At 31.2% G+C, this 22,534-nt stretch carries 27 protein-coding genes, 2 tRNA genes and 1 other annotated feature; of the genes, 25 read left to right on the forward strand and 4 right to left on the reverse strand.

Annotation, left to right across the window (positions count from 1 at the left end):
• Positions 1–141: 141 nt before the first annotated feature.
• The 14 genes from X274_RS08195 (at position 142) to X274_RS08260 (ending at position 11,093) form a co-directional block, all read left to right on the forward strand.
• Positions 142–1,281 (forward strand): sodium ion-translocating decarboxylase subunit beta, encoded by a 1,140-nt coding sequence (locus X274_RS08195; protein WP_047266343.1) that lies wholly within the window; start codon positions 142–144, stop codon positions 1,279–1,281.
• A 15-nt stretch (positions 1,282–1,296) separates the two neighbouring features.
• Positions 1,297–1,521, forward strand: a complete 225-nt coding sequence (locus X274_RS08200) for a 4Fe-4S dicluster domain-containing protein (RefSeq protein ID WP_047266344.1) — start codon at positions 1,297–1,299, stop codon at positions 1,519–1,521.
• Positions 1,514–2,674, forward strand: coding sequence for a 2-oxoacid:acceptor oxidoreductase subunit alpha (locus X274_RS08205; protein WP_047266345.1), 1,161 nt, complete (start codon positions 1,514–1,516; stop codon positions 2,672–2,674). The genes X274_RS08200 and X274_RS08205 overlap by 8 nt, the downstream gene beginning before the upstream one ends.
• A 204-nt stretch (positions 2,675–2,878) precedes the next feature.
• Complete coding sequence (locus X274_RS08210) at positions 2,879–3,163, forward strand: stage V sporulation protein S (protein ID WP_047266383.1); 285 nt, start codon at positions 2,879–2,881, stop codon at positions 3,161–3,163.
• 17 nt (positions 3,164–3,180) lie between these two features.
• A complete protein-coding gene (locus X274_RS08215) occupies positions 3,181–3,435 on the forward strand; it encodes a hypothetical protein (protein ID WP_047266346.1) in 255 nt (84 codons plus the stop codon).
• Positions 3,413–4,297: a DUF1385 domain-containing protein gene (locus tag X274_RS08220; protein WP_047266347.1), complete on the forward strand. Its 885-nt coding sequence runs from the start codon at positions 3,413–3,415 to the stop codon at positions 4,295–4,297. Before X274_RS08215 ends, X274_RS08220 begins: the two co-directional genes overlap by 23 nt.
• A 114-nt stretch (positions 4,298–4,411) precedes the next feature.
• Positions 4,412–4,687, forward strand: a complete 276-nt coding sequence (gene rpsO, locus X274_RS08225; RefSeq protein WP_047266348.1) for a 30S ribosomal protein S15 — start codon at positions 4,412–4,414, stop codon at positions 4,685–4,687.
• A 122-nt stretch (positions 4,688–4,809) separates the two neighbouring features.
• On the forward strand, positions 4,810–5,709 hold the full coding sequence (locus X274_RS08230; protein WP_197072585.1) for an RnfABCDGE type electron transport complex subunit D: 900 nt from the start codon (positions 4,810–4,812) through the stop codon (positions 5,707–5,709).
• Positions 5,706–6,320: an FMN-binding protein gene (locus tag X274_RS08235; RefSeq protein WP_047266349.1), complete on the forward strand. Its 615-nt coding sequence runs from the start codon at positions 5,706–5,708 to the stop codon at positions 6,318–6,320. The genes X274_RS08230 and X274_RS08235 overlap by 4 nt, the downstream gene beginning before the upstream one ends.
• Entirely contained in the window at positions 6,317–6,919 is a 603-nt protein-coding gene (locus X274_RS08240; protein ID WP_047266350.1) for an NADH:ubiquinone reductase (Na(+)-transporting) subunit D, read from the forward strand. Before X274_RS08235 ends, X274_RS08240 begins: the two co-directional genes overlap by 4 nt.
• Positions 6,919–7,515 carry an NADH:ubiquinone reductase (Na(+)-transporting) subunit E gene (locus X274_RS08245; RefSeq protein WP_047266351.1) on the forward strand — a complete coding sequence of 199 codons (597 nt, stop codon included), beginning with the start codon at positions 6,919–6,921 and terminating at the stop codon, positions 7,513–7,515. The genes X274_RS08240 and X274_RS08245 overlap by 1 nt, the downstream gene beginning before the upstream one ends.
• Positions 7,516–7,524: 9 nt before the next feature.
• A complete protein-coding gene (locus tag X274_RS08250; protein ID WP_047266352.1) occupies positions 7,525–8,637 on the forward strand; it encodes an NADH:ubiquinone reductase (Na(+)-transporting) subunit F in 1,113 nt (370 codons plus the stop codon).
• 522 nt (positions 8,638–9,159) lie between these two features.
• On the forward strand, positions 9,160–9,630 hold the full coding sequence (locus tag X274_RS08255; protein WP_047266353.1) for a hypothetical protein: 471 nt from the start codon (positions 9,160–9,162) through the stop codon (positions 9,628–9,630).
• Complete coding sequence (locus X274_RS08260; protein WP_047266354.1) at positions 9,630–11,093, forward strand: NAD(P)/FAD-dependent oxidoreductase; 1,464 nt, start codon at positions 9,630–9,632, stop codon at positions 11,091–11,093. Before X274_RS08255 ends, X274_RS08260 begins: the two co-directional genes overlap by 1 nt.
• 30 nt (positions 11,094–11,123) lie before the next feature.
• Here the strand turns inward: X274_RS08260 and X274_RS08265 are convergent, their stop codons facing one another.
• The 3 genes from X274_RS08265 to X274_RS08275 form a co-directional block, all read right to left on the reverse strand.
• A complete protein-coding gene (locus X274_RS08265; protein ID WP_047266355.1) occupies positions 11,124–11,576 on the reverse strand; it encodes an Hsp20/alpha crystallin family protein in 453 nt (150 codons plus the stop codon).
• Between the two features lie 229 nt (positions 11,577–11,805).
• Entirely contained in the window at positions 11,806–12,435 is a 630-nt protein-coding gene (locus X274_RS08270) for a Crp/Fnr family transcriptional regulator (RefSeq protein WP_047266356.1), read from the reverse strand.
• Between the two features lie 12 nt (positions 12,436–12,447).
• Entirely contained in the window at positions 12,448–13,011 is a 564-nt protein-coding gene (locus tag X274_RS08275) for a hypothetical protein (RefSeq protein ID WP_047266357.1), read from the reverse strand.
• A 140-nt stretch (positions 13,012–13,151) separates the two neighbouring features.
• Between X274_RS08275 and X274_RS08280 the strand changes: the two genes are divergently transcribed.
• The gene (locus tag X274_RS08280; protein ID WP_047266358.1) at positions 13,152–13,982 is read left to right on the forward strand and encodes a DMT family transporter; all 831 of its coding nucleotides are present in this window, start codon (positions 13,152–13,154) and stop codon (positions 13,980–13,982) included.
• 3 nt (positions 13,983–13,985) lie between these two features.
• On the opposite strand, the gene X274_RS08285 is transcribed toward X274_RS08280, so the two are convergent.
• Positions 13,986–14,531, reverse strand: a complete 546-nt coding sequence (locus X274_RS08285) for an NUDIX domain-containing protein (RefSeq protein ID WP_047266359.1) — start codon at positions 14,529–14,531, stop codon at positions 13,986–13,988.
• A 190-nt stretch (positions 14,532–14,721) separates the two neighbouring features.
• Here X274_RS08285 and X274_RS08290 point away from each other — a divergent pair.
• The 10 genes from X274_RS08290 to rpoB all read left to right on the forward strand — a co-directional run bounded on the left by X274_RS08290 (position 14,722) and on the right by rpoB (position 22,521).
• Positions 14,722–14,797: transfer RNA gene (locus X274_RS08290), tRNA-Thr, on the forward strand.
• An 18-nt stretch (positions 14,798–14,815) separates the two neighbouring features.
• Positions 14,816–14,902 (forward strand) — tRNA-Tyr (locus tag X274_RS08295).
• A 36-nt stretch (positions 14,903–14,938) separates the two neighbouring features.
• Positions 14,939–15,103 (forward strand): 50S ribosomal protein L33, encoded by a 165-nt coding sequence (gene rpmG, locus X274_RS11840; protein ID WP_047267463.1) that lies wholly within the window; start codon positions 14,939–14,941, stop codon positions 15,101–15,103.
• 74 nt (positions 15,104–15,177) lie between these two features.
• Complete coding sequence (gene secE / locus X274_RS08300) at positions 15,178–15,405, forward strand: preprotein translocase subunit SecE (protein ID WP_047266360.1); 228 nt, start codon at positions 15,178–15,180, stop codon at positions 15,403–15,405.
• 21 nt (positions 15,406–15,426) lie between these two features.
• Positions 15,427–16,485: a transcription termination/antitermination NusG family protein gene (locus tag X274_RS08305; protein ID WP_047266361.1), complete on the forward strand. Its 1,059-nt coding sequence runs from the start codon at positions 15,427–15,429 to the stop codon at positions 16,483–16,485.
• A 47-nt stretch (positions 16,486–16,532) separates the two neighbouring features.
• Entirely contained in the window at positions 16,533–16,961 is a 429-nt protein-coding gene (gene rplK, locus X274_RS08310) for a 50S ribosomal protein L11 (protein ID WP_047266362.1), read from the forward strand.
• Between the two features lie 14 nt (positions 16,962–16,975).
• Positions 16,976–17,677 (forward strand): 50S ribosomal protein L1, encoded by a 702-nt coding sequence (gene rplA, locus X274_RS08315; RefSeq protein WP_047266363.1) that lies wholly within the window; start codon positions 16,976–16,978, stop codon positions 17,675–17,677.
• Positions 17,678–17,694: 17 nt separating this feature from the next.
• Positions 17,695–17,833 (forward strand) — a sequence feature (ribosomal protein L10 leader region).
• Between the two features lie 9 nt (positions 17,834–17,842).
• Positions 17,843–18,391 (forward strand): 50S ribosomal protein L10, encoded by a 549-nt coding sequence (rplJ, locus tag X274_RS08320; RefSeq protein WP_047266364.1) that lies wholly within the window; start codon positions 17,843–17,845, stop codon positions 18,389–18,391.
• Between the two features lie 30 nt (positions 18,392–18,421).
• Positions 18,422–18,802 (forward strand): 50S ribosomal protein L7/L12, encoded by a 381-nt coding sequence (gene rplL / locus X274_RS08325; protein WP_047266365.1) that lies wholly within the window; start codon positions 18,422–18,424, stop codon positions 18,800–18,802.
• 110 nt (positions 18,803–18,912) lie between these two features.
• Positions 18,913–22,521 carry a DNA-directed RNA polymerase subunit beta gene (rpoB, locus tag X274_RS08330; protein ID WP_047266366.1) on the forward strand — a complete coding sequence of 1,203 codons (3,609 nt, stop codon included), beginning with the start codon at positions 18,913–18,915 and terminating at the stop codon, positions 22,519–22,521.
• Positions 22,522–22,534: the final 13 nt, after the last annotated feature.

The following is a 22,534-nucleotide window of genomic DNA, read 5'->3' on the forward strand; positions in this document are numbered from 1 at the left end:
TACCTGCGATTAGATATAAAGTAAGGCGGTAAAGCCTTGCTTTTTTTACTTTACTTTAATATAATTAGTTAAAATGTTGCTTGAATTATTTTTAAGAAAGTTTTATAATTACTGTGAAATAACTTGCAAGGAGGATAAAATATGGATTTTTCAAATTTTTTGGCTTTTTTTACAAATAGCGGATTTGCATACTTTACATGGCAACATATTCTTATGCTTTTTATAGGTTCTATCTTGATTTATATAGCAATAGTAAAACACGCTGAACCTTTACTTTTAATTCCAATAGGATTTGGAATAATACTTGCAAATATACCACCGGAAGTTACGGGTTTATTAAACCCTCCAACCTCGAATCAGGTAGGTGGATTATTGTGGTATATTCAACGTGGAATGTTTTTGGGTATATATCCTCCGTTAATATTTTTAGGGATAGGTGCATTGACTGATTTTTCATATTTAATAGCCGATCCGAGATTAATCTTTTTAGGTGCAGCAGCCCAGGTAGGTATTTTTGGCACATTTGTTGTAGCTAATTTAATAGGATTTAATATAAAAAGCGCAGCATCGATAGCTATTATTGGTGGTGCAGATGGTCCGACATCAATTTATCTGGCATCAAGATTTTCTCCTGAATTACTGGCAGTTATAGCCATAGCTGCTTATTCGTATATAGCGTTAATTCCTATTTTACAACCTCCAGTTTCTAAATTACTAACCTCAAAAGATGAAAGAAAGATAAGAATGAAAAAAATGAGACATGTTAGCAGAAAAGAAAAAATAATATTTCCTATAGCAACAACCATAGTTGTAGCATTGCTTGTTCCAAAAGCTTTATCATTAGTGGGGTTATTAATGCTTGGGAATTTATTAAAAGAATCAGGTGTAACAAAAAGATTGGCAGAAGCAGCATCGAGATTTATTCTTGATTCAGTAACCATTTTATTAATGCTGTCAGTTGGTAGCACTGCAAGGGCAGATTTGTTCTTAAAACCTACAAGTTTAAAGATTTTCTTATTAGGAGCTGTTGCGTTTATTATTGCAATGACATCAGGGATTTTATTTGCAAAATTAATGAATGTATTTTCAAAAAATAAAATAAATCCTTTAATTGGTGCAGCTGGTGTATCTGCCGTGCCGGATTCAGCAAGGGTTGCACAAACAGTTGCTCAAAGTGAAGATCCAAGCAACTTTATATTAATGCATGCTATGGGGCCAAATGTAGCGGGAGTTATTGGTTCTGCTGTTGCAGCTGGTGTATTCCTGTCAATACTTTCATAATGAGGTGGCGAATATATGGCTAAAAAAAGTTACAAAATAGAGATTAATTACTATTTCTGTAAAAACTGTGGTATATGTTACTCTGTATGTCCAACAAAAGCTTTAGGTTCTGCCGAATTAGGTAAACCGATAGTTTCTGATGCAGAAAAGTGTATAGGATGTTTAATGTGTGAAAGATTATGTCCTGATATTGCAATAAACGTGGTTGAAAATGTAAAGGTGGTTGAGAACAATGGGTAAAATTGTTTTTATGCAAGGAAATGAAGCTGTTGCAAAAGCTGCGATTAAAGCTGGATGTAGGTTTTTTGCCGGATATCCAATTACCCCATCAACTGAAGTAGCAGAAACTATGGCAAGAGAGTTGCCAAAGGTTGGCGGAAAATTTATTCAGATGGAAGATGAAATTGCAAGTGCTGCGGCAATAATAGGCGCATCATTAGCAGGTATAAAATCTATGACTGCTACCAGTGGCCCAGGATTTAGTTTAATGCAGGAAGCGCTTGGATATGCAACAATGACAGAAACTCCATGCGTATTTGTTGATGTAATGAGAGGAGGACCAAGTACTGGATTACCCACAAAACCTTCACAAAGTGATATTATGCAAATAAGATGGGGGCGTCATGGAGATCAGCAAATAATAGCATTATACCCTTCAACAGTAGAAGAGGCATATAAGTGTACAATAAAAGCATTTAATTATGCAGAAACATATAGAACTCCAGTTGTTCTAGTTATGGATGAAACATTAGGTCATATGAGAGAAAGTTTTTATTTAAGCGATGAAGATGAAAATCCAGAGATTATCCAGAGACTTTCAGAATCTGAGATTGAAGAAGAAGATTTATTCCATCCATTTGGTTTTCAGGATGAAAATTATCCTGTAAATCCTTTAATTGAGATGGGTAAAGCAAGATTTCATGTATCGGGTTTGGTACATGATGAGACAGGATTCCCTGTTGGTTCAAGCCATATTGCGGATAAAGTTATTAAACATCTTGATTCAAAAATAAGGTTATATGCAGAAGAAATTGCTATATATGATGAATATATGACGGATGATGCTGAAATAATAGTAGTAGCTTACGGTACTGTAGCAAGAAGTGCTATGAAAGCTGTAAAAATGGCAAGAGAAGATAGAATTCCAGTTGGTTTATTTAAACCAATTTCCATATGGCCATTTCCTGTTTCAAAAATGAAAAATATTTTGAAAAAGTCGCAGGCTATAATTATTGCTGAAATGAATTTAGGTCAAATGGCTTTAGAGATTTCAAGAATCAATAAGTTTGGGAAACATCTGGAATTAGTTAATAAAGTTGATGGAGATTTAATAAGCCCAAGAGAAATATTAAATTCAATAACAAATGTTTGGCGAAGAATAATAGAGTTTTAAAAAATCCTGCGTCCGCAGGATTTTTTTTAATAAGAACAATCATTTTCAAGCGAATATTTTCAAGCGAAGCTTGAAAAGAGAAATTTGGAGTAAAAGAAAAAAATAAAAATAATATTGTCAAACATTTTCAAGCGAAGCTTGAAAATGATTGTGTTTTATGGTAAAATTAAACTTAGAAAACAAATAAAGGGGGCTGAACTATCCATGGAAGTTTTAAAAGTTGGTCATTCTTCGTCACCAAACAAAGTAGCTGGAGCTATAGCAGGGGTTTTAAGTAAAACAGATGAAGTTGAAATTCAGGCAATTGGGGCGGGAGCTGTTAATCAAGCGGTTAAAGCTATTGCCATTGCAAGAAGATTTGTTGAAACAAGAGGGAAAAAGATTTTTGTGGTTCCTGGTTTTGTTGAGGTAACTGTTGGGGAAGAAAAAAGAACAGGAATTAAATTTAGGGTATTTGCAGAAATTACCGAAGAAGAAACAGAAGCTTAATTTAAGGAGTATCATAAGTGATAGATAACAAAATTATTAATGAAATAGTTACCGCGTGCAAAAAAGACGCGCGGCTTTTTTCTATAGTAAAGGAAATTTCTCAATTGAATAAAGAAGAAAGATTAAAGATAAGACGAAAAGCTTCTATTGTTTTAAAAAAAGAAAAAAGCGTGGACAAAGAGGCTCTGACTTTTTATTTTGTTATAACAGAAGGAGATATTGTAGAGGAAATACTGAGGAGGATAAATAATGGAGAAAAAGAAAATGCCTAAGTATGTTGGTGGTCAGGCTGTTATAGAAGGTGTAATGATGAAGGGAATAAACACCGTTGTTGCTGTAAGGAGACCCGATGGTAGAATACAGGTGAAAAAATTAAAAGAGGGTTCTTTTGGTGTATGGGAAAAAATACCCTTTATCAGAGGGTTTTTTGTTCTTTTAAAAGCCATGATTATTGGAATGGAAGCGCTATCTTATTCTGCAAATGTATCTGGCGAAGAAGAGATAACGAAAAAAGATATGATTATTTCAATTATACTTGCTTTTTTATTTGCTATTGGTGGTTTTGGTGTTGGACCGATGTTTGTAACCAAGTTGTTTAATATACAAAATGAATTCTGGTTTTCTTTTATAGAAGGGTTTGTTAGAGCTGTATTTGTAATATTATATATATGGGTAATATCGTTATTTAAAGATGTCAAAAGAGTGTTTGAATACCATGGTGCAGAACATAAAACAGTGTATAATTATGAAGATGGTAAAGATTTAAATGTTAATAATGCAAAAAATTATACAACATTGCATCCAAGATGTGGAACCAGTTTTTTGATTATAACAGTTTTTGCTTCAATTATAGTTTTTTCTATAACTGGCGCATTAGGATATACGACATTATGGGAAAAAGTTATAACAAGAATTATACTACTTCCGTTAGTAGCGGGATTTGCATATGAATTTCAGAGATTTACAGCTAAAATTATAGATACGTGGATAGGAAAGATTCTGGCCTGGCCAGGATTAGCATTACAAAAAATCACAACATCTGAGCCAGATGAAAATCAGCTTGAAGTTGCTATTATTTCATTAAAATATGCATTAAAAGATGATTTTGATGGTGAAGAAATTGTTGAAGTTTAAAATAATATCAATTGATTTTTAACATAATATGTAATATAATATTATTACCTTAGCTCAGATAACGGCAAAGACCTTATCTTGGCTAATGGAATATGAATACGGAGGTAGAGAAATATGTCAAGAGGATTAGATCCAGAAATTAAAAACAAGGTAATTGAAGAATTTAAAATCAACGAAAAAGACACAGGTTCAGTGGAAGTTCAAATTGCGTTATTAACAGCAAGAATCAGACATTTAACAGAACACTTAAAGATTCACTCAAAAGATTTTCATTCCAGAAGAGGATTAATGAAAATGGTTGGTAAAAGAAGAAAGATGTTAAAATATTTAAAGAAAGAAAGACCAGAAGTTTATAAAGAATTAATTTCAAAGTTAGGAATTAGAGGATAAGCAGCTTCCTTATGGAAGCTGTTTTTTTTTAACGAAACGAAATTGTAATTATTATAAAATTGTGCTATAATTAATTTAAATATAATTTTTAATTTTTTACATTGTCGATTGGGGGTGGTGTGGTGAAAAAACCGTTTTTTCTTAAGCAGGTAATGATGAGACGTGTTCTGTATTCTTTAATTCCCATATATTTATTTGCTCTTTACTTCTACGGGATAAGACTTATTTTTTTAAGTATAGTAGTTTTTTCAGGTGGGATTTTAACAGAATACATTATGGAAAAAAGAGTTAAAAAAAACGTTTCTGAAGCAGTTTTGGTAACTTCGCTATTGTTTGTCCTGTCTTTACCTCCGTTAACACCATGGTGGGTTGCTTTAATAGGAATAATCTTTGGTGTTTTATTTGGTAAGGAAGTATTTGGAGGGTTTGGGAGAAATCCATTCAATCCTGCTATTGTAGGAAGGTTATTTATATATATAACCTTTCCTAATATTATGACTTTAAGCTGGATGGTTCCGGGGAAATTCGGTATTGATGTTATAACAACAGCAACACCTTTAAAATTAATGCGAGAATCAAATGAAGCCTTTGATATTGTAAAAATGTTTTTTGGATTTAGAGCAGGGTCAATGGGAGAAAGTTTCATATTCTTAATTTTATTGGGTGCAATTTATCTTATCTACACCAAAACTGCTAGTTGGAGAATAATGCTTTCTACCTTTTTAACTTCATTTATACTAATATATGCATTCTATTTTTCAGGAATAGTTAATTATCCACTTCAGTATTTGATGTCTGGAAGCCTTATTTTTGTTATAGTATTTATGGCTACCGATCCAATTAGTGCGCCAAAAAAGCAAATATCCCATTGGTATTATGGGATAATAATTGGAGTAGTGGCGGTACTTATAAGGACTTTTTCTCTCTTTCCAGAAGGTACAAGTTTTGCTGTATTATTTGCCAATACTTTTGCGCCTTTAATTGATGAACTTGTATCTTTAAAAAAGAAGGTGAAAATATGAAAGACAACAAATTATATGTTGTTATTTTCACATTTTTAATTTCATTTATCCTTGTTTTCATACTTGCTCTTGCAAATGAAATGACAAAAGAAAAAGTAAAAATCAATGAAGAGCTTTATTTGAGGAAAGCTGTGTTATCAGCGATGGGAATAGAATATAAAAATGATATCGAAGCGTATAAGTTGTTTGACGAAAAAATAAAAATAGAAAAAATTAAAGATATAGATGTATATAAAAGTAATGTAAATGGTGAAGATGTATATGCTGTAATTTTTGTTGGAAATGGATTATGGAGTACAATAAGGGGGGTATTGGCAGTTGACAAAAACATTTCTAAAATTGTCGGTATTGATTTTATTACTCAGAGTGAAACTCCTGGACTCGGAGGAAGAATAGAAGAGAGTTGGTTTAAAGAACAGTTTAAATTCGAAAAAATTATAGATGGAAAAATAGAAATGATTGTTGGCGGTTCAGGTAAAGGAGATTTTAATCATGATAATGGCGAAGTTGAAGCTATCACAGGTGCAACAAGAACTTCTGAATCTGTACTTAATATGATAAATTCATATTTAAACATATTAAAAAACCTCTTAGGAGGTGAGTTGGGATGAGTGAATACAAAAAAATAATGAAGGATAATATCTGGTATAATAATCCTGTTTTTATTCAGATTTTAGGCATCTGTTCTGCTCTGGCGGTTACAAATAATTTAATAAATACATTAATTATGACGATAGCAGTAAGTCTGGTTACAGCATTTTCAAGTTTTACCGTTTCAACAATTAAAAGTTTAATCCCAAGAAAGGTTAGAATGATAATTCAAACACTTATAATTTCTTTCTATGTTATTATAGTGGATATCATATTAAGAGCATATATGCCAGGTATTAGTAAAGCGCTTGGGCCCTATGTGGGATTGATTATTACAAATTGTATAATTATGGGTCGTGCAGAGGGATTTGCTCAATCAAATAAACCAATTATTTCATTCTGGGATGGTTTTACATCAGGAATAGGATATCTTGTTGTATTGATAGCAGTGGCTTTTTTCAGAGAATTACTGGGATTTGGAACATTATTTGGTTACAGAGTTTTACCTGAAGGCTTTGTTTCATGGACAATAATGTTAATGGCACCAAGTGCATTCTTTATGCTTGCGATATTTATATGGATAGCAAAAGGTTATATGTTGAGAAAGGAGGCTAAATAATGGCTCCACAAATCAGCCCGTTCATATTATTTTTCGCTTCAATATTTACCAGTAATATTCTTCTTGCAAATTTTTTAGGAATGTGCTCATTTATATCTGTTTCAAAAGATATAACTTCATCAAATGGATTAGGCATGGCTGTAACTCTTGTTATGACCATAACCACAGCATTAAATTGGATAGTATATAATAAAATAATAATACCTTTTGGACTGGAATATTTAAGATATATTGTCTTTATAATAGTTATTGCTGCAGTTGTTCAAATTCTAGAAATGTTGATAGATAGAATTTCTCCAAATTTATATATGAGTCTTGGCATATTTTTGCCTTTAATAACGGTGAATTGTGCAATATTAGGAGTTTCATTATTTATGCAATTAAGATATTACACATTAATCCAATCTGTATTTTATGGTCTTGGTTCCGGGCTTGGATGGTGGCTTGCTATTATGGCGTTAGCAGCTATTAGAAAAAAAGTTGATAAAAGTCCAAATATACCGCCAGCATTAAAAGGGCCTGGAATAACTTTAATTATTATAGGTATTATGGCAATGGCATTTATAGGTTTTTCAGGAATGCTCAATGTACAGTGAGGTGATACAATGAATATATTATTAGCACCTTTAATAGTTTCTATTATCAGTGGAGTGTTGGCGGCTGTTATAACTATTGTAGATGGAATTGTAAACAATTATGGCGATATAAAAATAAATATTAATGGGAAGAAAGATGTTATAGTAAAAGGCGGTGCGTCATTATTAACAACTCTATCAGAAACAGGTATTTTTGTTCCTTCAGCCTGTGGTGGAAGAGGAAGTTGTGGAGCATGTAAGGTAAAAGTGTTATCTGATATTGGACCTCATTTGCCTACTGAAACACCATTGCTTACACCCGAAGAAATAAAGGAAAACATAAGATTATCCTGTCAGGTAAAATTAAAAAAAGATATAGAAATATGGCTTCCAGAAGAACTGTTCAATGTAAAAAAATATAAAACAACTGTAGAAAAAATAAAAGATGTCACACACGATATCAAGGAAGTGAAATTCAAATTGTTAGAACCTGCAGAAATAAACTTTAAAGCAGGACAATATATGCAAATAGTAATTCCACCTTATGAAAAAATAAAAGAGGATACACAGAGAGCATATTCTATATCATCTGTTCCTTCAGAAAAAGATAGTGTTGAATTTCTAATCAGACTTGTTCCTGGAGGAATTGCAACAACATATGTACATAACTATTTAAAAGAAGGAGACAAACTCGAGCTAATTGGTCCTTTTGGGGAATTTTATTTACGGGATACTAATGCCGATGTAATAGGGGTGGCTGGCGGATCTGGTATGGCGCCATTAAAATCCATAATACTTGACATGTTTGAAAAAAATATAACAGACAGAAATGTATGGTTCTTCTTTGGGGCTCGTTCTTTAAGAGATTTATACTATGTTGAAATATTTAAAGAACTTGAAAAAAAATGGCCAAAATTTCACTTTGTTCCGGCATTATCAGAGCCATTACCTGAAGATAATTGGAAAGGAGAAACTGGTTTTATTACTGATGTTTTAGATAAATACATAAAAGAAAAAATGGATCCATCAACTCCAAAAGAAGGATATTTGTGTGGTAGCCCGGGGATGATAAACGCATGTGTTAATATATTGACAAAAAATGGAATTTCTGAAGAAAAAATTTATTATGACAAATTTGCATAATTTGTAAGGTATCCAAGTTTCATTCGAACTTTTTTATAATTAGTACGATGTCTGAAAAGTCAAAACGCTCAAACCTTGATTGTTAATCTTCAAAAATAGCTCATCTCGCTTGCTTGACTTTTTGGACATGCTAATAATTAAAAGAGTGTCCAAAAAGTCAAATTCACTCAGACAGCTTGATTGCTAATCCTTAAAATTATTCATTCTCAGCCGTCGCTCAGATTTTTCATCCATGAAAAAGCTTCACTCAAAAAAACGTCCTGTTTTTTTGACGGCTTTCATTTACGCTTAGATTTTTTAGGTATAAAAAATCTAAGGGAAAAAGATTTATAATTATATAATAAAAATTATTTTTTCCAATTACCCGCTGTAAGAGAGCAATAGCTCAAAGGTTTTTTTATTAAAATCCAATTTTTAATCCAATAACCCACCGTAGGTGTGTTAAGGGCAATCTTCGAGTCTTCGTTTCATTTGAGACTTTTTAGACAATAATCTAATAATTAAAAGTAAGGGGGGAAAATTATGAAAATGACACCTGAGTTTCAAAAAGCTCAGGAAAATATGAAACCAGGAATAATAACAGCTGAAGGTTTTCTTGGAAACGATGATAGAAATATATTAGATATAATTATAGATGATGAAGAAATGATTTCTAATTTAAATTGTTCAATTGAAAAAATTGTAGAAAGGTTAAAATATTTAAAAAAACAGGGTGAAAAAGGTATGGGAGAGCCTATAACTGTAGATAAAAAATGGGAAGTTCAGGTAGGTGAAGCAAGAGGACATTTGCCCTGCCCATTTGAGGATGGTTTTTTTAGAAAAGTCGTAACTAAAGTTATAAACTTAAATACAAAAGAAAGTATAATATTCAGTGATCTTTCAATACATTTAATCGAGAAACACCATTTTTTTCAGGGGAAAGGATCACCATTTAGGTTGGAACCTGCCAAATTGATAAAAATATTGGAAATTTGTCCATTTGAGGGGATATAATGTATGATGTCACAATTATTGGTGCTGGTGTTGTTGGTGCAGCAATAGCCAGAGAATTATCAAGATATAATCTTAAAATTTTAATTCTTGAAAAATCTGATGATGTAAGTAATGGAGCATCAAAGGCTAACAGCGGTATTGTTCACGGAGGATATGCTTCTAAACATGGAACGCTAAAAGCAAGATTATGTTTTGAAGGCAATAGAATGTATAAACAATTAAATGACGAATTAAATTTTGGTTATAAAAAAACTGGATCATTGGTGCTTGGTTTCAATAAAGAAGACGAGTTTAACATAAATAACTTATATGAAAACGCACTAAAAAACGGTGTAAAAGAAGAAGAGATTGAGATAATATATAAAGAAAAAATTTTAGAATTAGAACCAAATGTAAGTACAAACGTAAAAGTTGCGTTATATGCGAAAGATGTAGGAATAACTTCACCATATGAAATGACTATAGCATTGGTAGAAAGTGCTATAAAAAATGGTGTAGAATTAAAACTTGAAAATGAAGTTATAAGTATAGGAGAATTCGGTGATTACTATAATATAATAACAAACAACTCATCATATAAAACAAAATATATAATTAACGCTGCAGGCGTATATAGCGATAAAATTTCATATATGATGGGAATACTAAATTTTTATATAAAACCAAGGAAAGGACAATATATTATATTTCATAAAGGTTATGGTAATATAATTAATAGAGTAATATTTCAAACTCCAACAAAAAAAGGTAAAGGTATTTTAGTTACGCCTACTTTTCATGGTAATTTAATGATAGGACCAAATGCAGATGAAAATAGCGATAAAGATGACACATCTACAGATATAGAAACATTAAAATATATAATAAAAACTGCAAAAAAATCTGTTCCTGATATTGATTTAAGAAAGGTATTAACTTCTTTCTCTGGAATACGACCAACACCATCAACAGGAGATTTTATAATTGAAGAATCAAAAGAACGATTTATTAATGTTGCTGGTATAGAGTCGCCGGGATTAACCTCATCACCGGCAATTGCAAAAATGGTTGTAAATATACTAAAAAAATCCGGCTTAAAATTGATTAAAAAAAGCGATTTCGACCCTTACAGACCGCCAATAATCATTAAAAAAAATTTGACCTATAAAGAAGTAAATAAAATGCTAAACTTAAATAATAATGATCAAATAATATGCAGATGTGAAATGGTTAGTAAAAAAGAAATTATAGATGCTCTAACAAGAGAAATTCCTATAAAGTCTATAGATGCTGTAAAAAAACGAACAAGAGCAACTATGGGATTTTGTCAGGGTGAATTTTGCATACCAAGAATAAAAAAGGTTATTTCAGAAGTACTGAATATTCCGGAAAATAAAATACCAGAAAAAAGCAAAGGTTCTGGAATCATACCAAAAAAAGTAAATTTAAATTACTTCAAGAATCTTGGAATTAAAGAAAATTAAAAAACAACAACTCCCTGGTGGGAGTTGTTGTTAGTCTATATTGATTTGTTTGAATTTTTTAACCTTTTCTGCAAGTTTGGGTATCTCTATCTTTAAAACGCCATCTTTAAATTTAGCTTTAATCTTTTCAAAGTCTATATAATCCGGTAATCTAATAGACCTTTCGAATTTCCCAAAATATCTTTCTCGCTTTATATAATTCCTACCTTTTTCTTCTTTATTATCTTTTTTCTCGGCTGATATAGTCAATATGTCATCATCTAATCTAATATTTATATCTTTTTTATCATAACCTGGAACATCTGCTTCAATTACTATCTCTTTTTCTGTTTCATAAATATCAAGAGATGGCATTGCAAAAGCTTTTGAATTTTCAAACATATCTAAAGTACCAAAATCATCGAATAATCTTTCTATTTCCCTTTTCAATGTTTCAAATGGTTCGAAAAAGTTTCCTCTTTCATATCTTTTGATTTCGCTCATATTTTATCCCCTCCTTTTTCAAAATTTTTCTTTTTTATCGACTTCCATTTTTTATGACGAAAAAAAATTTTTCAGGTTCAAAAATTTTTTTTTTCTTAAAAAATCTTTATATATCATATAATAAAAATATTATAATTTATTTAAATTTAATATTTACTAAATTGTATAGCACTTTTTACTTTTAATTGATAATACTTAATCAAAAAAATAACTGCGATTTAAATCGCAGTTATTCAAATAATTTTAGATTTAATAATTTAATATGATTTTTATCTATTTCTTCAATTACGCCTTCATTTATCAGTTCTTTTATTTTTTTTGAAACTACTTCTCTAACGCTCCCAATATCACTTGCTATTTTCTGCTTTGATTTAAAGTAAATAATTTCCGTTTTTTGTTGTTTATATAATAATGAAAAATATTTTATAATTCTTTCTTTAATAGATTTTATTATGAGGATATCTATTATGTTGGATAAATTCATTAATTTTCTTGAAATCTCATTTAAATATAAAACAAGGAAATCTTCGTTTTTTTTAAATAGGTTTAAAACACCTTTGCTTGAGATTTCGAAAACCTTAGAATCCTGTTCAGCAATAATAAATGATGGATAATTTTCTTCTGAAAATATTAAGCCTTCACCAAAGCTTTCGCTTTTTTTTATATATTTCAGAACCTGTTCATTTCCTTCTGAGGTGAATTTTACCACTTTTAAGAGCCCTTCCAATACTATACTCATCTGTTGTAGTTTTTCATGTGGTGAATGCAGGATTTCATTTTTTTTAATATTTAATATTTTGCTATATTTATTTATATCTTCATCGAATGATGCGATCTTTTCTATTATAAATTTATTCACAGTTTCCCTCCGTTAAACTTTAGAGTCTAATATTTTCCCCCATGTTACTCCGCCAGTATACACAAGCCTTCCTTCTGAATCATATGATGTAAAATATCTTACATAAACTTGTGACATTTTACCTTTAAACATAGCTTCTTTTATTATTTCTCTCGCATGTTCTCCTTCATGGGAATTTATGAAAAGAAAAGACGCACTTTCTGGTATAGCAGTTGGATACTGAAAAGAAACTGCTGAATCCGGAGAAGTATCTTGTAGATAAATGTTATTTTTTTTAGAGTCATATGTTTTTTCATTTCTTTTATCATTTGGAGTTTTTTGAACTATATTAATAATATTTTTATTAATAACGCTTTTTTTGTTGATATCTTTAAAAGATATGTTTTTTTCTGCATTTTTTATTTCTCTTTCCGCTGCATCCAGATTGCCAGATTTTATTAAATTATTTATATTACCGAGTTTTAAAAGCAAGTTGTTATTCTTGCTTTTAATAGCTTCTAATAATAATTTTCTTAATTTTGATTCTAAGTATATACTTTTACTATCAAGTTGAGGTAATGAATTGTCAATTCTCATAATAACACCCTCTACTACTATTCTACTACTATATATTTCTTTTTCAAAATGAAATATCCTTTTTAGCAATGTTATTTTTTTGACAGAGGGTTATAAATATGATAAAATAATTAGTAATACGAAATATTGGGGGGATGTATGTGTTTAAAGCATACTTTTTGTTGATTATAGTAACATTTATATGGGGAAGTACATTTCCTTTAGTGAAGATGACAGTTGGGAGTGATGATGTATATATATATCTAACTTTGAGATTTGCTATAGCCTCTTTTTTATCATTTTTAATATGGAAAAAACAAAATTTTAAATATGGAATAATTATAGGACTATTTATCGCATTAGGTTTTATAACCCAGACAATAGGATTAACTTTGACAACGGCATCTAAAAGTGGATTTATAACATCATTATATATAATAATGGTTCCTTTTTTTTCGTATTTAGTAGAAAGAGAAAAAGCGCATATAAATCATATAATAGCTTTGCCTATTGCAGTTGTAGGATCTTATTTGTTATCGGGAGGAATAAAAGGATTTAATCTTGGAGATTTTTTAACAGTAGTTTGTGCAGTAGCTTTTGCATTGTCCATGGTATATATAACAAAGTTTTCTAAAATTGAAAAAGAAACATCATTATTAGGATATCAATTTTTGACCGTAGCATTATTAAATGGAATGCTATCATTTACTAAGCCGATAAATATTACTTTACCTATGATTGGAGTTGCTTTGTTTACTGCTGTTTTAGCTACAATTTTTGCAACATTAATTCAATTAAAATATCAAAAGGTTGTTTCAACCAATACTACAGCATTTATCTTTGTGGGAGAGCCTATATTTGCTATGTTATCAGCATATATATTTTTAAGTGAAAGAATGACAACTCAACAAATAATAGGAGCGATTATATTGTTATCTGCGTTGATAATAGCATCTGTTAGATTTGGTATTAAAGAAATAAGGGAAATGTAGAAGTTAAATTTGTTCAATGTTTAGTATTTTAGCCTTTTTGTTATTATCGTAATTTATTTCGATAAAAAATATCCCGTGCTTTTCGTATAAGTATGGGATAATTTTTTTATCGATTTCAGTAAGGTTTTCTTTTAGTAAATTATCAACATTTACCCATTTTAAAATCCCTTCATTACACTTTTTCAATTCTTTTTTTTCGGAATTTTCTAATTTAATATTTGCTAAAAAAACAAATAAAATCCAGTTATAATATTCTGGTCCTTCTTCTGATGTGAATACTTTTAATTTCAAATTATTTAATTCAAATCCAGTTTCTTCAAAAAATTCTCTTTTCATTGCATCTGTTATTGGTTCATTATTTTTAACCTTTCCACCAGGTGGAACAAGTTTTCCTGAAAAAGGTTCTTTGAATCTTTCGAGCATTAAAATTTCATTAAATTGATTTTTTGCATAACACATTACAGCTATTTTTTGTTTTTCGTTTTTTAAAAGTCTTTTGGTATCAAAATTTAAGTTGAGAGAATTGAAAAATTCTTTAATATTATTCATAAATCGACTCCTTTCTGAAGAAATATTTTTAAAAGAAATGTTTTTAAAATTATATCATATTTCTATTAGTTTTTTGAACGCCTTAATATATCTTTTAAATTTTTAGTTGTTTCAATTGAGTAATAACTTCTTAATCATTAAGTAATTGACAGTATGGTATTTATCTGGTATAATAATCCCCGGATGAGTTGCCGACGTAGCTCAATTGGCAGAGCGGCTGACTTGTAATCAGCAGGTTGGGGGTTCAAGTCCCTTCGTCGGCTCCATAATTTTTTTCTATAGGTGGTGAGGTGCCCGAGTGGCCAAAGGGGGCGGACTGTAAATCCGCTGGCGGATTGCCTTCGAAGGTTCGAATCCTTCCCTCACCACCATTTCATTAATTACAATGTTATGTGAGGTGAAATAAAATGGCAGCAAAAAGTCCTGTTTTAACCGTATCATTAAAATGCACCGAATGTAATAGAAGAAATTATTACAAACAAAGAAAAAGAACCTCTAAGAAAAAATTAGAATTTAGGAAATATTGTCCTCATTGTAATAAACATACTTTACATGTTGAATCAAAAATATAAATTGTAAGACTTCTTCTAAAAAGAAATCAACCCCCTGATATAGGGGGTTATGATTAAATTCTGGGGGTGTTTTAATGTCAAAATTTTGGTTATTTTTAAGTTCAGTTATGCAAGAAGCTAAAAAGGTTAAATGGCCAAATAGGAAAGAAGCTGTAAATTCGACGTTAATAGTACTGGCAATATTGATTTTTGTATCATTATATTTATTTATAGCTGATTATGGCTTGTTAAATCTATTTTCCAAAGTTGTTTATCCTTTAATAGGTATTAAAAGTGGATTGGGAACTGGCGCTACTCAATGAAAATAAAGCAGGTGAATAAACATGCGTAAGAAATGGTATATTTTACAAACTTTCTCTGGCATGGAATATAAGGTTAAAGAATTAATTGAAGAAAAGGCTAAATTATATGAAAAAGAGAAGATGTTTGGAAAGATATTAATACCAGAGGAAAGTGAAATCGATTTAACTAATAAAAGAATTGAGAGAATGGTTGTATCAGAAGAAGCGACTGTTTTTGTAAAAAATGGAGAAAATGTAAAAAAAGGAGATTTACTGGCAGAAGAACCACCGATAATTGTGAAAAATTCAGGAACAATTATTGAAGTGAAAAATTTCAGAAAGATAATAGTAGAAACAAAGGATAAAAAATTCACAAAAACATTTTTAATTCCTGAAAGTGCAAAGATAATAGGAGGATTAAAGGTAAATTCCAGAATACATGTTGGAATACCTCTTGCGAGAGAAGAAGGATATGAGGCTGATTTAGACGGGATTATAATTTCTATTGATAAGTTGAAAAGGGTTACTATACAAACCGATTCTAATGCAAAAGATGTATATTTTGTGTTTAAGGATAATTTTGATTCTAATGCATTTAGAAAAGGAACGTACGTGGAAAAGGGTCAGATTCTGGGAAATAAGAGACAATATAAAGCGAAATCTTCAGGAAAAGTGGAAATAAGGGATTTTGCAAGTAGGAAGGAAATTATAATCTTAAAAACCAGAGTGTCAAGATTATTTCCGGGATATATGTTTATTGAAATGATATTAAATAAAGAAACACAGGAAATGGTAAAAAATATCCCTTATGTTATTAATTTTATTAATATAGGTGGAACGCCTGTTCGGTTAAAAACAAAAGAAGTCAAAGCGCTGTTGAGGCTTACAGGTGAAGAAAATTATGAAGTTAAAGAAAGTAAGTTAAGAGTGGATTATCAGGTTGGAGAACATGTGCGTATTGTAAGTGGGCCGTTTGAATTTTTTACTGGGAAAATTACTCATATAGATTTGCATAAGCAAAGTGTAAAAGTTACAATAAATATGTTTGGTAGAGAAACAGAAGTAGAATTAGGTTTAACAGAAATAGAAAAGATAGATTAACAAAGGTGGGAGGGAAACCCCGCTAATACCACAAAGGAGGGAATTGTATGGCAAAAAAAGTAGCAAGAATGGTGAAGTTACAGTTGCCAGCAGGTAAAGCAACACCTGCGCCACCAGTTGGTCCTGCGTTAGGTCAGCATGGTGTAAATTTAATGGAATTTTGTAAAAAGTTTAATGCGGCAACAGCTGATAAGGCAGGAATGATTATTCCTGTTGAAATTACTGTGTATGAAGACAGATCATTTACATTTGCATTAAAAACCCCCCCAGCTTCCTTTTTAATTTTACAGGCAGCTGGATTGAAAAAAGGTGCTTCGAATCCTGGTAGAGAGATTGTCGGAAAAATAACATTATCTCAGGTAAAAGAAATTGCAGAAATCAAAATGCCCGATTTAAATGCAAAAACAATTGAAGCAGCTATGGAAATAATAAAAGGTACTGCAAGAAATATGGGCATAGAAGTAGTCGAAGGTTAAGGGGGTGTGTGTGAATGCCAAGACATGGTAAGAGATATTTAGAAGCAAAAAAAACAATTGATAGAGAAAAATTTTATACATTGGATGAGGCATTAGAAGTACTTCCAAAAATAGCAACAGCAAAGTTTGATGAAAGTATAGAATTACATATGGTTTTAGGTATAGATCCAAGAAAAAATGATCAACAGGTTAGAGGAAATATATCTTTACCTCATGGAACAGGAAAAAAGGTTAGAATTTTAGTATTTACTAAAGGTGATAAAGTAAAAGAGGCTTTAGATGCAGGAGCAGATTATGCAGGTTCTGAGGAATTTATTCAGAAAATACAGGGTGGCTGGACAGATTTTGATATAGCTATAGCGACGCCTGATATGATGAGAGAAATTGGAAGGTTAGGTAAAATATTAGGTCCAAGGGGATTGATGCCTTCTCCAAAATCAGGTACAGTTACAAATGATGTTGCTGATGCAGTAAAGGAATTCAAAGCAGGTAAAATAGAAGTAAGAAATGATAAAACAGGAAATTTACATATAGCAGTAGGTAAAAAATCATTTGATGCTGTAAAATTAAGAGAAAATATAGTAGAAGCTTTACAACAAATAGAAAAAATGAGACCATCTGGAGCAAAAGGAAAGTTTATAAGGAAAGTTTCATTAGCTCCAACAATGGGTCCTGGATTGAAATTAAACGTTTCTGAATTTTTAACTGAAAAGTAACGGTACTTGTGTTATAATACTCACGTAAATATGTACTGAAGACAGCAGGTAATATATAATGTGGTGGAAACCCGCCTGCCGAGGTACGCTGAAGATAAAACAATAATGTTTTAGTCTTTCTGCGGTCCTCGGGACCGCAGATTTTTTTAGAGGAGGTGTGAGTCGGTGTTGACAAGAGCGCAAAAGGCTGAGTTGTTAAAAGAATTAGAAACTGTATTCAAAGAATCTTCAATTATTACCTTTGTTGATTTTAAAGGTATGACAGTTGCTCAATCAAATGCATTTAGAGGTGAATTATACAAAAAGTTCGAAGATAAAGTCATATTTAAAATCACAAGAAATGCTTTGATAAAAACTGCAATAAAAAACGCAGGGTTAAACTTAGAAGATTTTGAGAAATATTTAGAAGGAAACACAGCTTTACTTTACACTAAAGAAGCTGATCCAATTGAGACATTAAAAGTTTTAGTGGAATTTAAAAAGAAAAATAAGTTAGATGTTCCAGTTATTAAAGCTGGAATTTTAGAAGGTAAAATCTTTTCTTCAGAAGAAGCAGAAGAATTGGCAAAATTACCATCAAAAGAACAGTTGTTGGCTATGTTGGTGGGCGGCTTAAATGCTCCTATATCTGGTTTGGTTGGTGCATTAGGCGGAATATTAAGAAAATTCTTATATGCGTTGAATGCTATAAAAGAAGAGAAAGAAAAACAATAATACTTAAATAATTTCAGGAGGTGTATTTAAATGACAAGAGAAGAATTAATTCAAGCAATTAAAGAAATGACAGTAGCAGAATTAGCAGAATTAGTAAAAGCTTTAGAAGATGAATTTGGAGTATCAGCAGCAGCACCAGTTGCAGTTGCAGCAGCACCAGTTGCCGGAGCAGCTCCAGCAGCAGAAGAAAAAGATTCATTTGATGTTGTATTAAAGAGCTTTGGTGCAAAGAAAATAAATGTAATTAAAGTTGTTAGAGAAATAACAGGATTAGGATTAAAAGAAGCTAAAGACTTAGTGGAAAAAGCAGGTACTCCAGATGCTGTTATAAAAGAAGGAGCAGCAAAAGATGAAGCAGAAGAATTAAAGAAAAAATTAGAAGCAGCTGGCGCAGAAGTAGAATTGAAGTAATTTCTTAAAGAAATATAAACTTTTATATGATATAATTTACCCGCATCAGACTATAGTCTGATGCGGTATTGTTTTGCTAATAAAAAATTAGGAAGACGAGGTGATTCTTTGTGAACACCCGAGTGTTAAAGGTGGGAAAAAGAGAAAGGCATTTTTTTGGCAAAGTTAAAGAAAATTTGACGCTTTTTCATGATTTATTGGAAATTCAGCTTAATTCGTTTGAATGGTTTGTAAAAGAGGGAGTAAAAGAAGTATTAGACAAGTATTCGCCAATTACGGTGGAATTAAAAGGTAAAAGGAAAAGTAAGATTTCGCTTGAGTTTACTGAAGTTTGGACAGAAGATCCGCTTTTTGAGGAAATGGAATGTAAAGAAAAAGGTCTTTCTTATACAGTTCCATTGAAGGCTAAAATCAGAATAACAGATCATAGTACTGGGGAGATAATAGAACCCAGTGATTCGTTATTTTTTGGAAATATACCAAAAATAACTGATAGAAGTACATTTATAATAAATGGTGCAGAAAGAGTTGTTGTTAACCAGCTTGTCAGGTCACCGGGTGTATATTTTGTAAGTGAAGAACAAAAAAGTGTTAAACAAACAAGACCTTATTTTGTTGCCCACTTTTTACCTGTTAAGGGTGCATGGTTAGAAATAATATATAATCCCAATCCGGGTAAGGATTTCTTACAAATAAGAATAGATAGAAAAAGAAAATTCAATTTCTTCTTATTTTTGAGAGCGCTTGGATATGATTCGGATTTAGCAATATTAGATTTATATCCGCAAAAAATTAATTTAAATTATGATTTAACAGAATACCTTGAAAAAAATATAACAATACTTTCTGATATTTCTGTACCTGAAAGTTCTGAATTGTATAAAGAAAATAAAACATACAGAGGTATTCGTTTAACAGATAAAATCGTTGATGAATTGATTGATTTAGGAATTTCAGAAATTACTGTCGCTCATATTGTTGCGCAGAATACCTTAGACCTGTTCAAAAAATCATATGAAACAGAAGATTCAATATTGGCTCCAGAAGAGGCTTATAAAGAATTATTTAAAAAATTAAGACCTGGTGAAATTCCAAGAGTAAACATTGCTACTGATTATATAAATAATTTATACTTTAATCCTAATACGTTTGATTTTTCGATGATTGGAAGAAAGAAAATAGTTAATAGAATGGAAGATGTTTATAAAAAATATTTGATAGATGTTGAAAAGAAAAATGTCGAAAAAGGTGAAGATGTAGAATATCCTCATAAAGATGAAAAGACTTTAACAAAACTCGATTTAATATTAGCTTCAAGACATTTGTTAGAAATGAAAGAGAATCCGGAATTACTCGATACCAGAGATCATCTTGGGAATAAAAGAGTTAGATCTGTTGGGGAATTAATGCAAATAGAATTTGAAAGATCATTTTCTAAAATGCTCCCAATACTAAATGAAAAATTAAGCGTTATACCAAATATTCAAAAATTGACACCTAATTCTTTAATAAATTCCAGAGCTATAATGACAACCATAAATCAATTTTTTGCAACCAGTCAATTATCACAGTTTATGGATCAGGTAAATCCATTATCTGAATTAACTCATAAAAGAAGATTATCAGCTATTGGGCCAGGCGGATTAAAAAGGGAACATGCAAAATTTGAGGTTCGTGATGTTCATCATTCGCATTATGGAAGGATGTGTCCTATCGAAACACCAGAAGGAGCTAATATAGGTTTGATTACCTCATTAGCAATACTTGCCAGAGTTGATGAGTTTGGTTTTCTGGAAACTCCTTATTATAGGGTAAAAGAAGGTAAGGTTTTATATGATAAAGGTGTTTATTGGTTAACTGCAGATCAAGAAGAAGAAAAGATTATTGCACCAGCATCTGTAGAAATAGATGAAAATGGAATAATAAAATCAGAATATGTTGAAATCCGACATGCGGGAAAGGTTACATATGTTCATAGAGAAGATGTTGAATTTATTGCTGTTACCCCAAAACAAATTGTTTCAGTTTCAACATCATTGATACCGTTCCTTGAACACGATGATGCTAACCGTGCTTTAATGGGGTCAAACATGCAAAGGCAAGCAGTTCCTTTGATGATTACAGAAGCTCCATATGTAGGTACTGGAGTGGAATGGCTTGCAGCAAGAGATTCGGGTTATGTAATCAAGGCGAAACATAGAGGAAAGGTATCATATATTGATGGTAAAACAATAATTATAGATAGAATAGATGAAAATGGAAAAGAAATAGTTGATAATTATGGGAATCCTGTTCAAGATAAATATACATTATGGAAATTTATCAGATCAAATCAGGATACGACAATAAATCAAAGGCCTATAGTTGAAATGAATGAAATAGTGGAAAAAGGCGCCCCAATTGCCGATGGGCCAGCGATTGATATGGGAGAGTTAGCTTTAGGTAAAAATATTTTAGTAGCATTTATGCCATGGGAAGGATATAATTTTGAAGATGCTATACTTGTAAATGAAGAACTACTTGAAAGGGATACATTTACTTCTTTACACATAGAAGTTTATGAAACAAAAGCTATGGATACACAGCTTGGACCGGAAGAAATTACAGCAGATATTCCAAATGTAAAAAAAGAATCTTTAAGAAATCTAGATGAACATGGTATTGTTAGAGTAGGAGCATATGTTACCTCAGGAGATATTTTAGTAGGTAAGGTTACTCCAAGAGGAGAATCAGAAACATCGCCAGAAGAAAAATTAATAAGATCAGTATTTGGAGATAGAGGTAAAGATGTTAAAGATACTTCATTAACAGTTCCACATGGTATTGAAGGAAGAGTTATAGATGTAAAAGTATATACAAGAAAAGATATTCCAGATCTTGAAACAGGTGTAAATCAATATGTAAAAGTATATATTGCTTCGAAGAAAACATTGAATGTTGGAGATAAATTAGCAGGAAGGCATGGAAATAAGGGAGTTATTTCAAATATTTTAAGGAAAGAAGATATGCCGTTTTTGCCAAATGGAAAACCAATTGAAATGATACTGAGTCCGTTAGGTGTTCCATCACGTATGAATCTTGGACAGGTATTGGAAATGCATCTTGGATGGCTGGCAAAACTCACAGGGAGACATTTTGCAACTCCTATTTTTGATGGTGCAAAAGAAAAAGAAATAATGAAAGCATTATATGAAGCAAGGAAAAATAATAGAATGGATGAGCTGGATGAAGTGCGTAAAGAATATGGACTTGACCTTGGAGATGCTCCAGAGATAGAAAGTGGAAAAATAGTATTAAGAGATGGAAGAACAGGAGAACCTTTCGACTATCCAATTGCTATTGGATATATGTATATGCTTAGATTGGTTCATATTGCAAAGGATAAAATGCATGCTCGTTCAACAGGTCCGTATTCATTAATTCACCAACAACCACTTGGAGGTAAAGCTCATTTTGGTGGTCAAAGATTTGGTGAAATGGAAGTTTGGGCTTTAGAAGCTTATGGTGCTGCTCATACATTAACAGAAATGCTAACATATAAATCTGATGATATAAAAGGTAGAAATGAAGTTTATAAAGCAATATTAAATGGTAAAAATCTTCCAGATCCTGGAATTCCAGAGAGTTTTAAGGTTTTAGTTAAGGAATTACAGGGATTAATGTTAGATGTTCGTTTGTTTGATGAGGACGGTAACGAATTAGATGTTGATAAATTATAAATTCCCCTCAAGG

The organism is Marinitoga sp. 1155, from assembly GCF_001021175.1.
GTDB lineage: Bacteria > Thermotogota > Thermotogae > Petrotogales > Petrotogaceae > Marinitoga.

What these genes read in the sequence shown, in the direction of transcription:
- rpmG (WP_047267463.1), top strand. Translation starts at nt 14,939, where the DNA reads ATGGCAGCAAAAAGTCCTGTTTTAACCGTATCATTAAAATGCACCGAA.
- X274_RS08275 (WP_047266357.1), bottom strand. Translation starts at nt 13,011, where the DNA reads ATGAGAATTGACAATTCATTACCTCAACTTGATAGTAAAAGTATATAC.
- X274_RS08210 (WP_047266383.1), top strand. Translation starts at nt 2,879, where the DNA reads ATGGAAGTTTTAAAAGTTGGTCATTCTTCGTCACCAAACAAAGTAGCT.
- rpsO (WP_047266348.1), top strand. Translation starts at nt 4,412, where the DNA reads ATGTCAAGAGGATTAGATCCAGAAATTAAAAACAAGGTAATTGAAGAA.
- X274_RS08305 (WP_047266361.1), top strand. Translation starts at nt 15,427, where the DNA reads ATGCGTAAGAAATGGTATATTTTACAAACTTTCTCTGGCATGGAATAT.
- X274_RS08205 (WP_047266345.1), top strand. Translation starts at nt 1,514, where the DNA reads ATGGGTAAAATTGTTTTTATGCAAGGAAATGAAGCTGTTGCAAAAGCT.
- rplL (WP_047266365.1), top strand. Translation starts at nt 18,422, where the DNA reads ATGACAAGAGAAGAATTAATTCAAGCAATTAAAGAAATGACAGTAGCA.
- X274_RS08220 (WP_047266347.1), top strand. Translation starts at nt 3,413, where the DNA reads ATGGAGAAAAAGAAAATGCCTAAGTATGTTGGTGGTCAGGCTGTTATA.
- X274_RS08195 (WP_047266343.1), top strand. Translation starts at nt 142, where the DNA reads ATGGATTTTTCAAATTTTTTGGCTTTTTTTACAAATAGCGGATTTGCA.
- secE (WP_047266360.1), top strand. Translation starts at nt 15,178, where the DNA reads ATGTCAAAATTTTGGTTATTTTTAAGTTCAGTTATGCAAGAAGCTAAA.
- X274_RS08240 (WP_047266350.1), top strand. Translation starts at nt 6,317, where the DNA reads ATGAGTGAATACAAAAAAATAATGAAGGATAATATCTGGTATAATAAT.
- rplA (WP_047266363.1), top strand. Translation starts at nt 16,976, where the DNA reads ATGCCAAGACATGGTAAGAGATATTTAGAAGCAAAAAAAACAATTGAT.
- rplK (WP_047266362.1), top strand. Translation starts at nt 16,533, where the DNA reads ATGGCAAAAAAAGTAGCAAGAATGGTGAAGTTACAGTTGCCAGCAGGT.
- X274_RS08265 (WP_047266355.1), bottom strand. Translation starts at nt 11,576, where the DNA reads ATGAGCGAAATCAAAAGATATGAAAGAGGAAACTTTTTCGAACCATTT.
- X274_RS08200 (WP_047266344.1), top strand. Translation starts at nt 1,297, where the DNA reads ATGGCTAAAAAAAGTTACAAAATAGAGATTAATTACTATTTCTGTAAA.
- X274_RS08255 (WP_047266353.1), top strand. Translation starts at nt 9,160, where the DNA reads ATGAAAATGACACCTGAGTTTCAAAAAGCTCAGGAAAATATGAAACCA.
- X274_RS08285 (WP_047266359.1), bottom strand. Translation starts at nt 14,531, where the DNA reads ATGAATAATATTAAAGAATTTTTCAATTCTCTCAACTTAAATTTTGAT.
- X274_RS08250 (WP_047266352.1), top strand. Translation starts at nt 7,525, where the DNA reads ATGAATATATTATTAGCACCTTTAATAGTTTCTATTATCAGTGGAGTG.
- X274_RS08245 (WP_047266351.1), top strand. Translation starts at nt 6,919, where the DNA reads ATGGCTCCACAAATCAGCCCGTTCATATTATTTTTCGCTTCAATATTT.
- X274_RS08235 (WP_047266349.1), top strand. Translation starts at nt 5,706, where the DNA reads ATGAAAGACAACAAATTATATGTTGTTATTTTCACATTTTTAATTTCA.
- X274_RS08260 (WP_047266354.1), top strand. Translation starts at nt 9,630, where the DNA reads ATGTATGATGTCACAATTATTGGTGCTGGTGTTGTTGGTGCAGCAATA.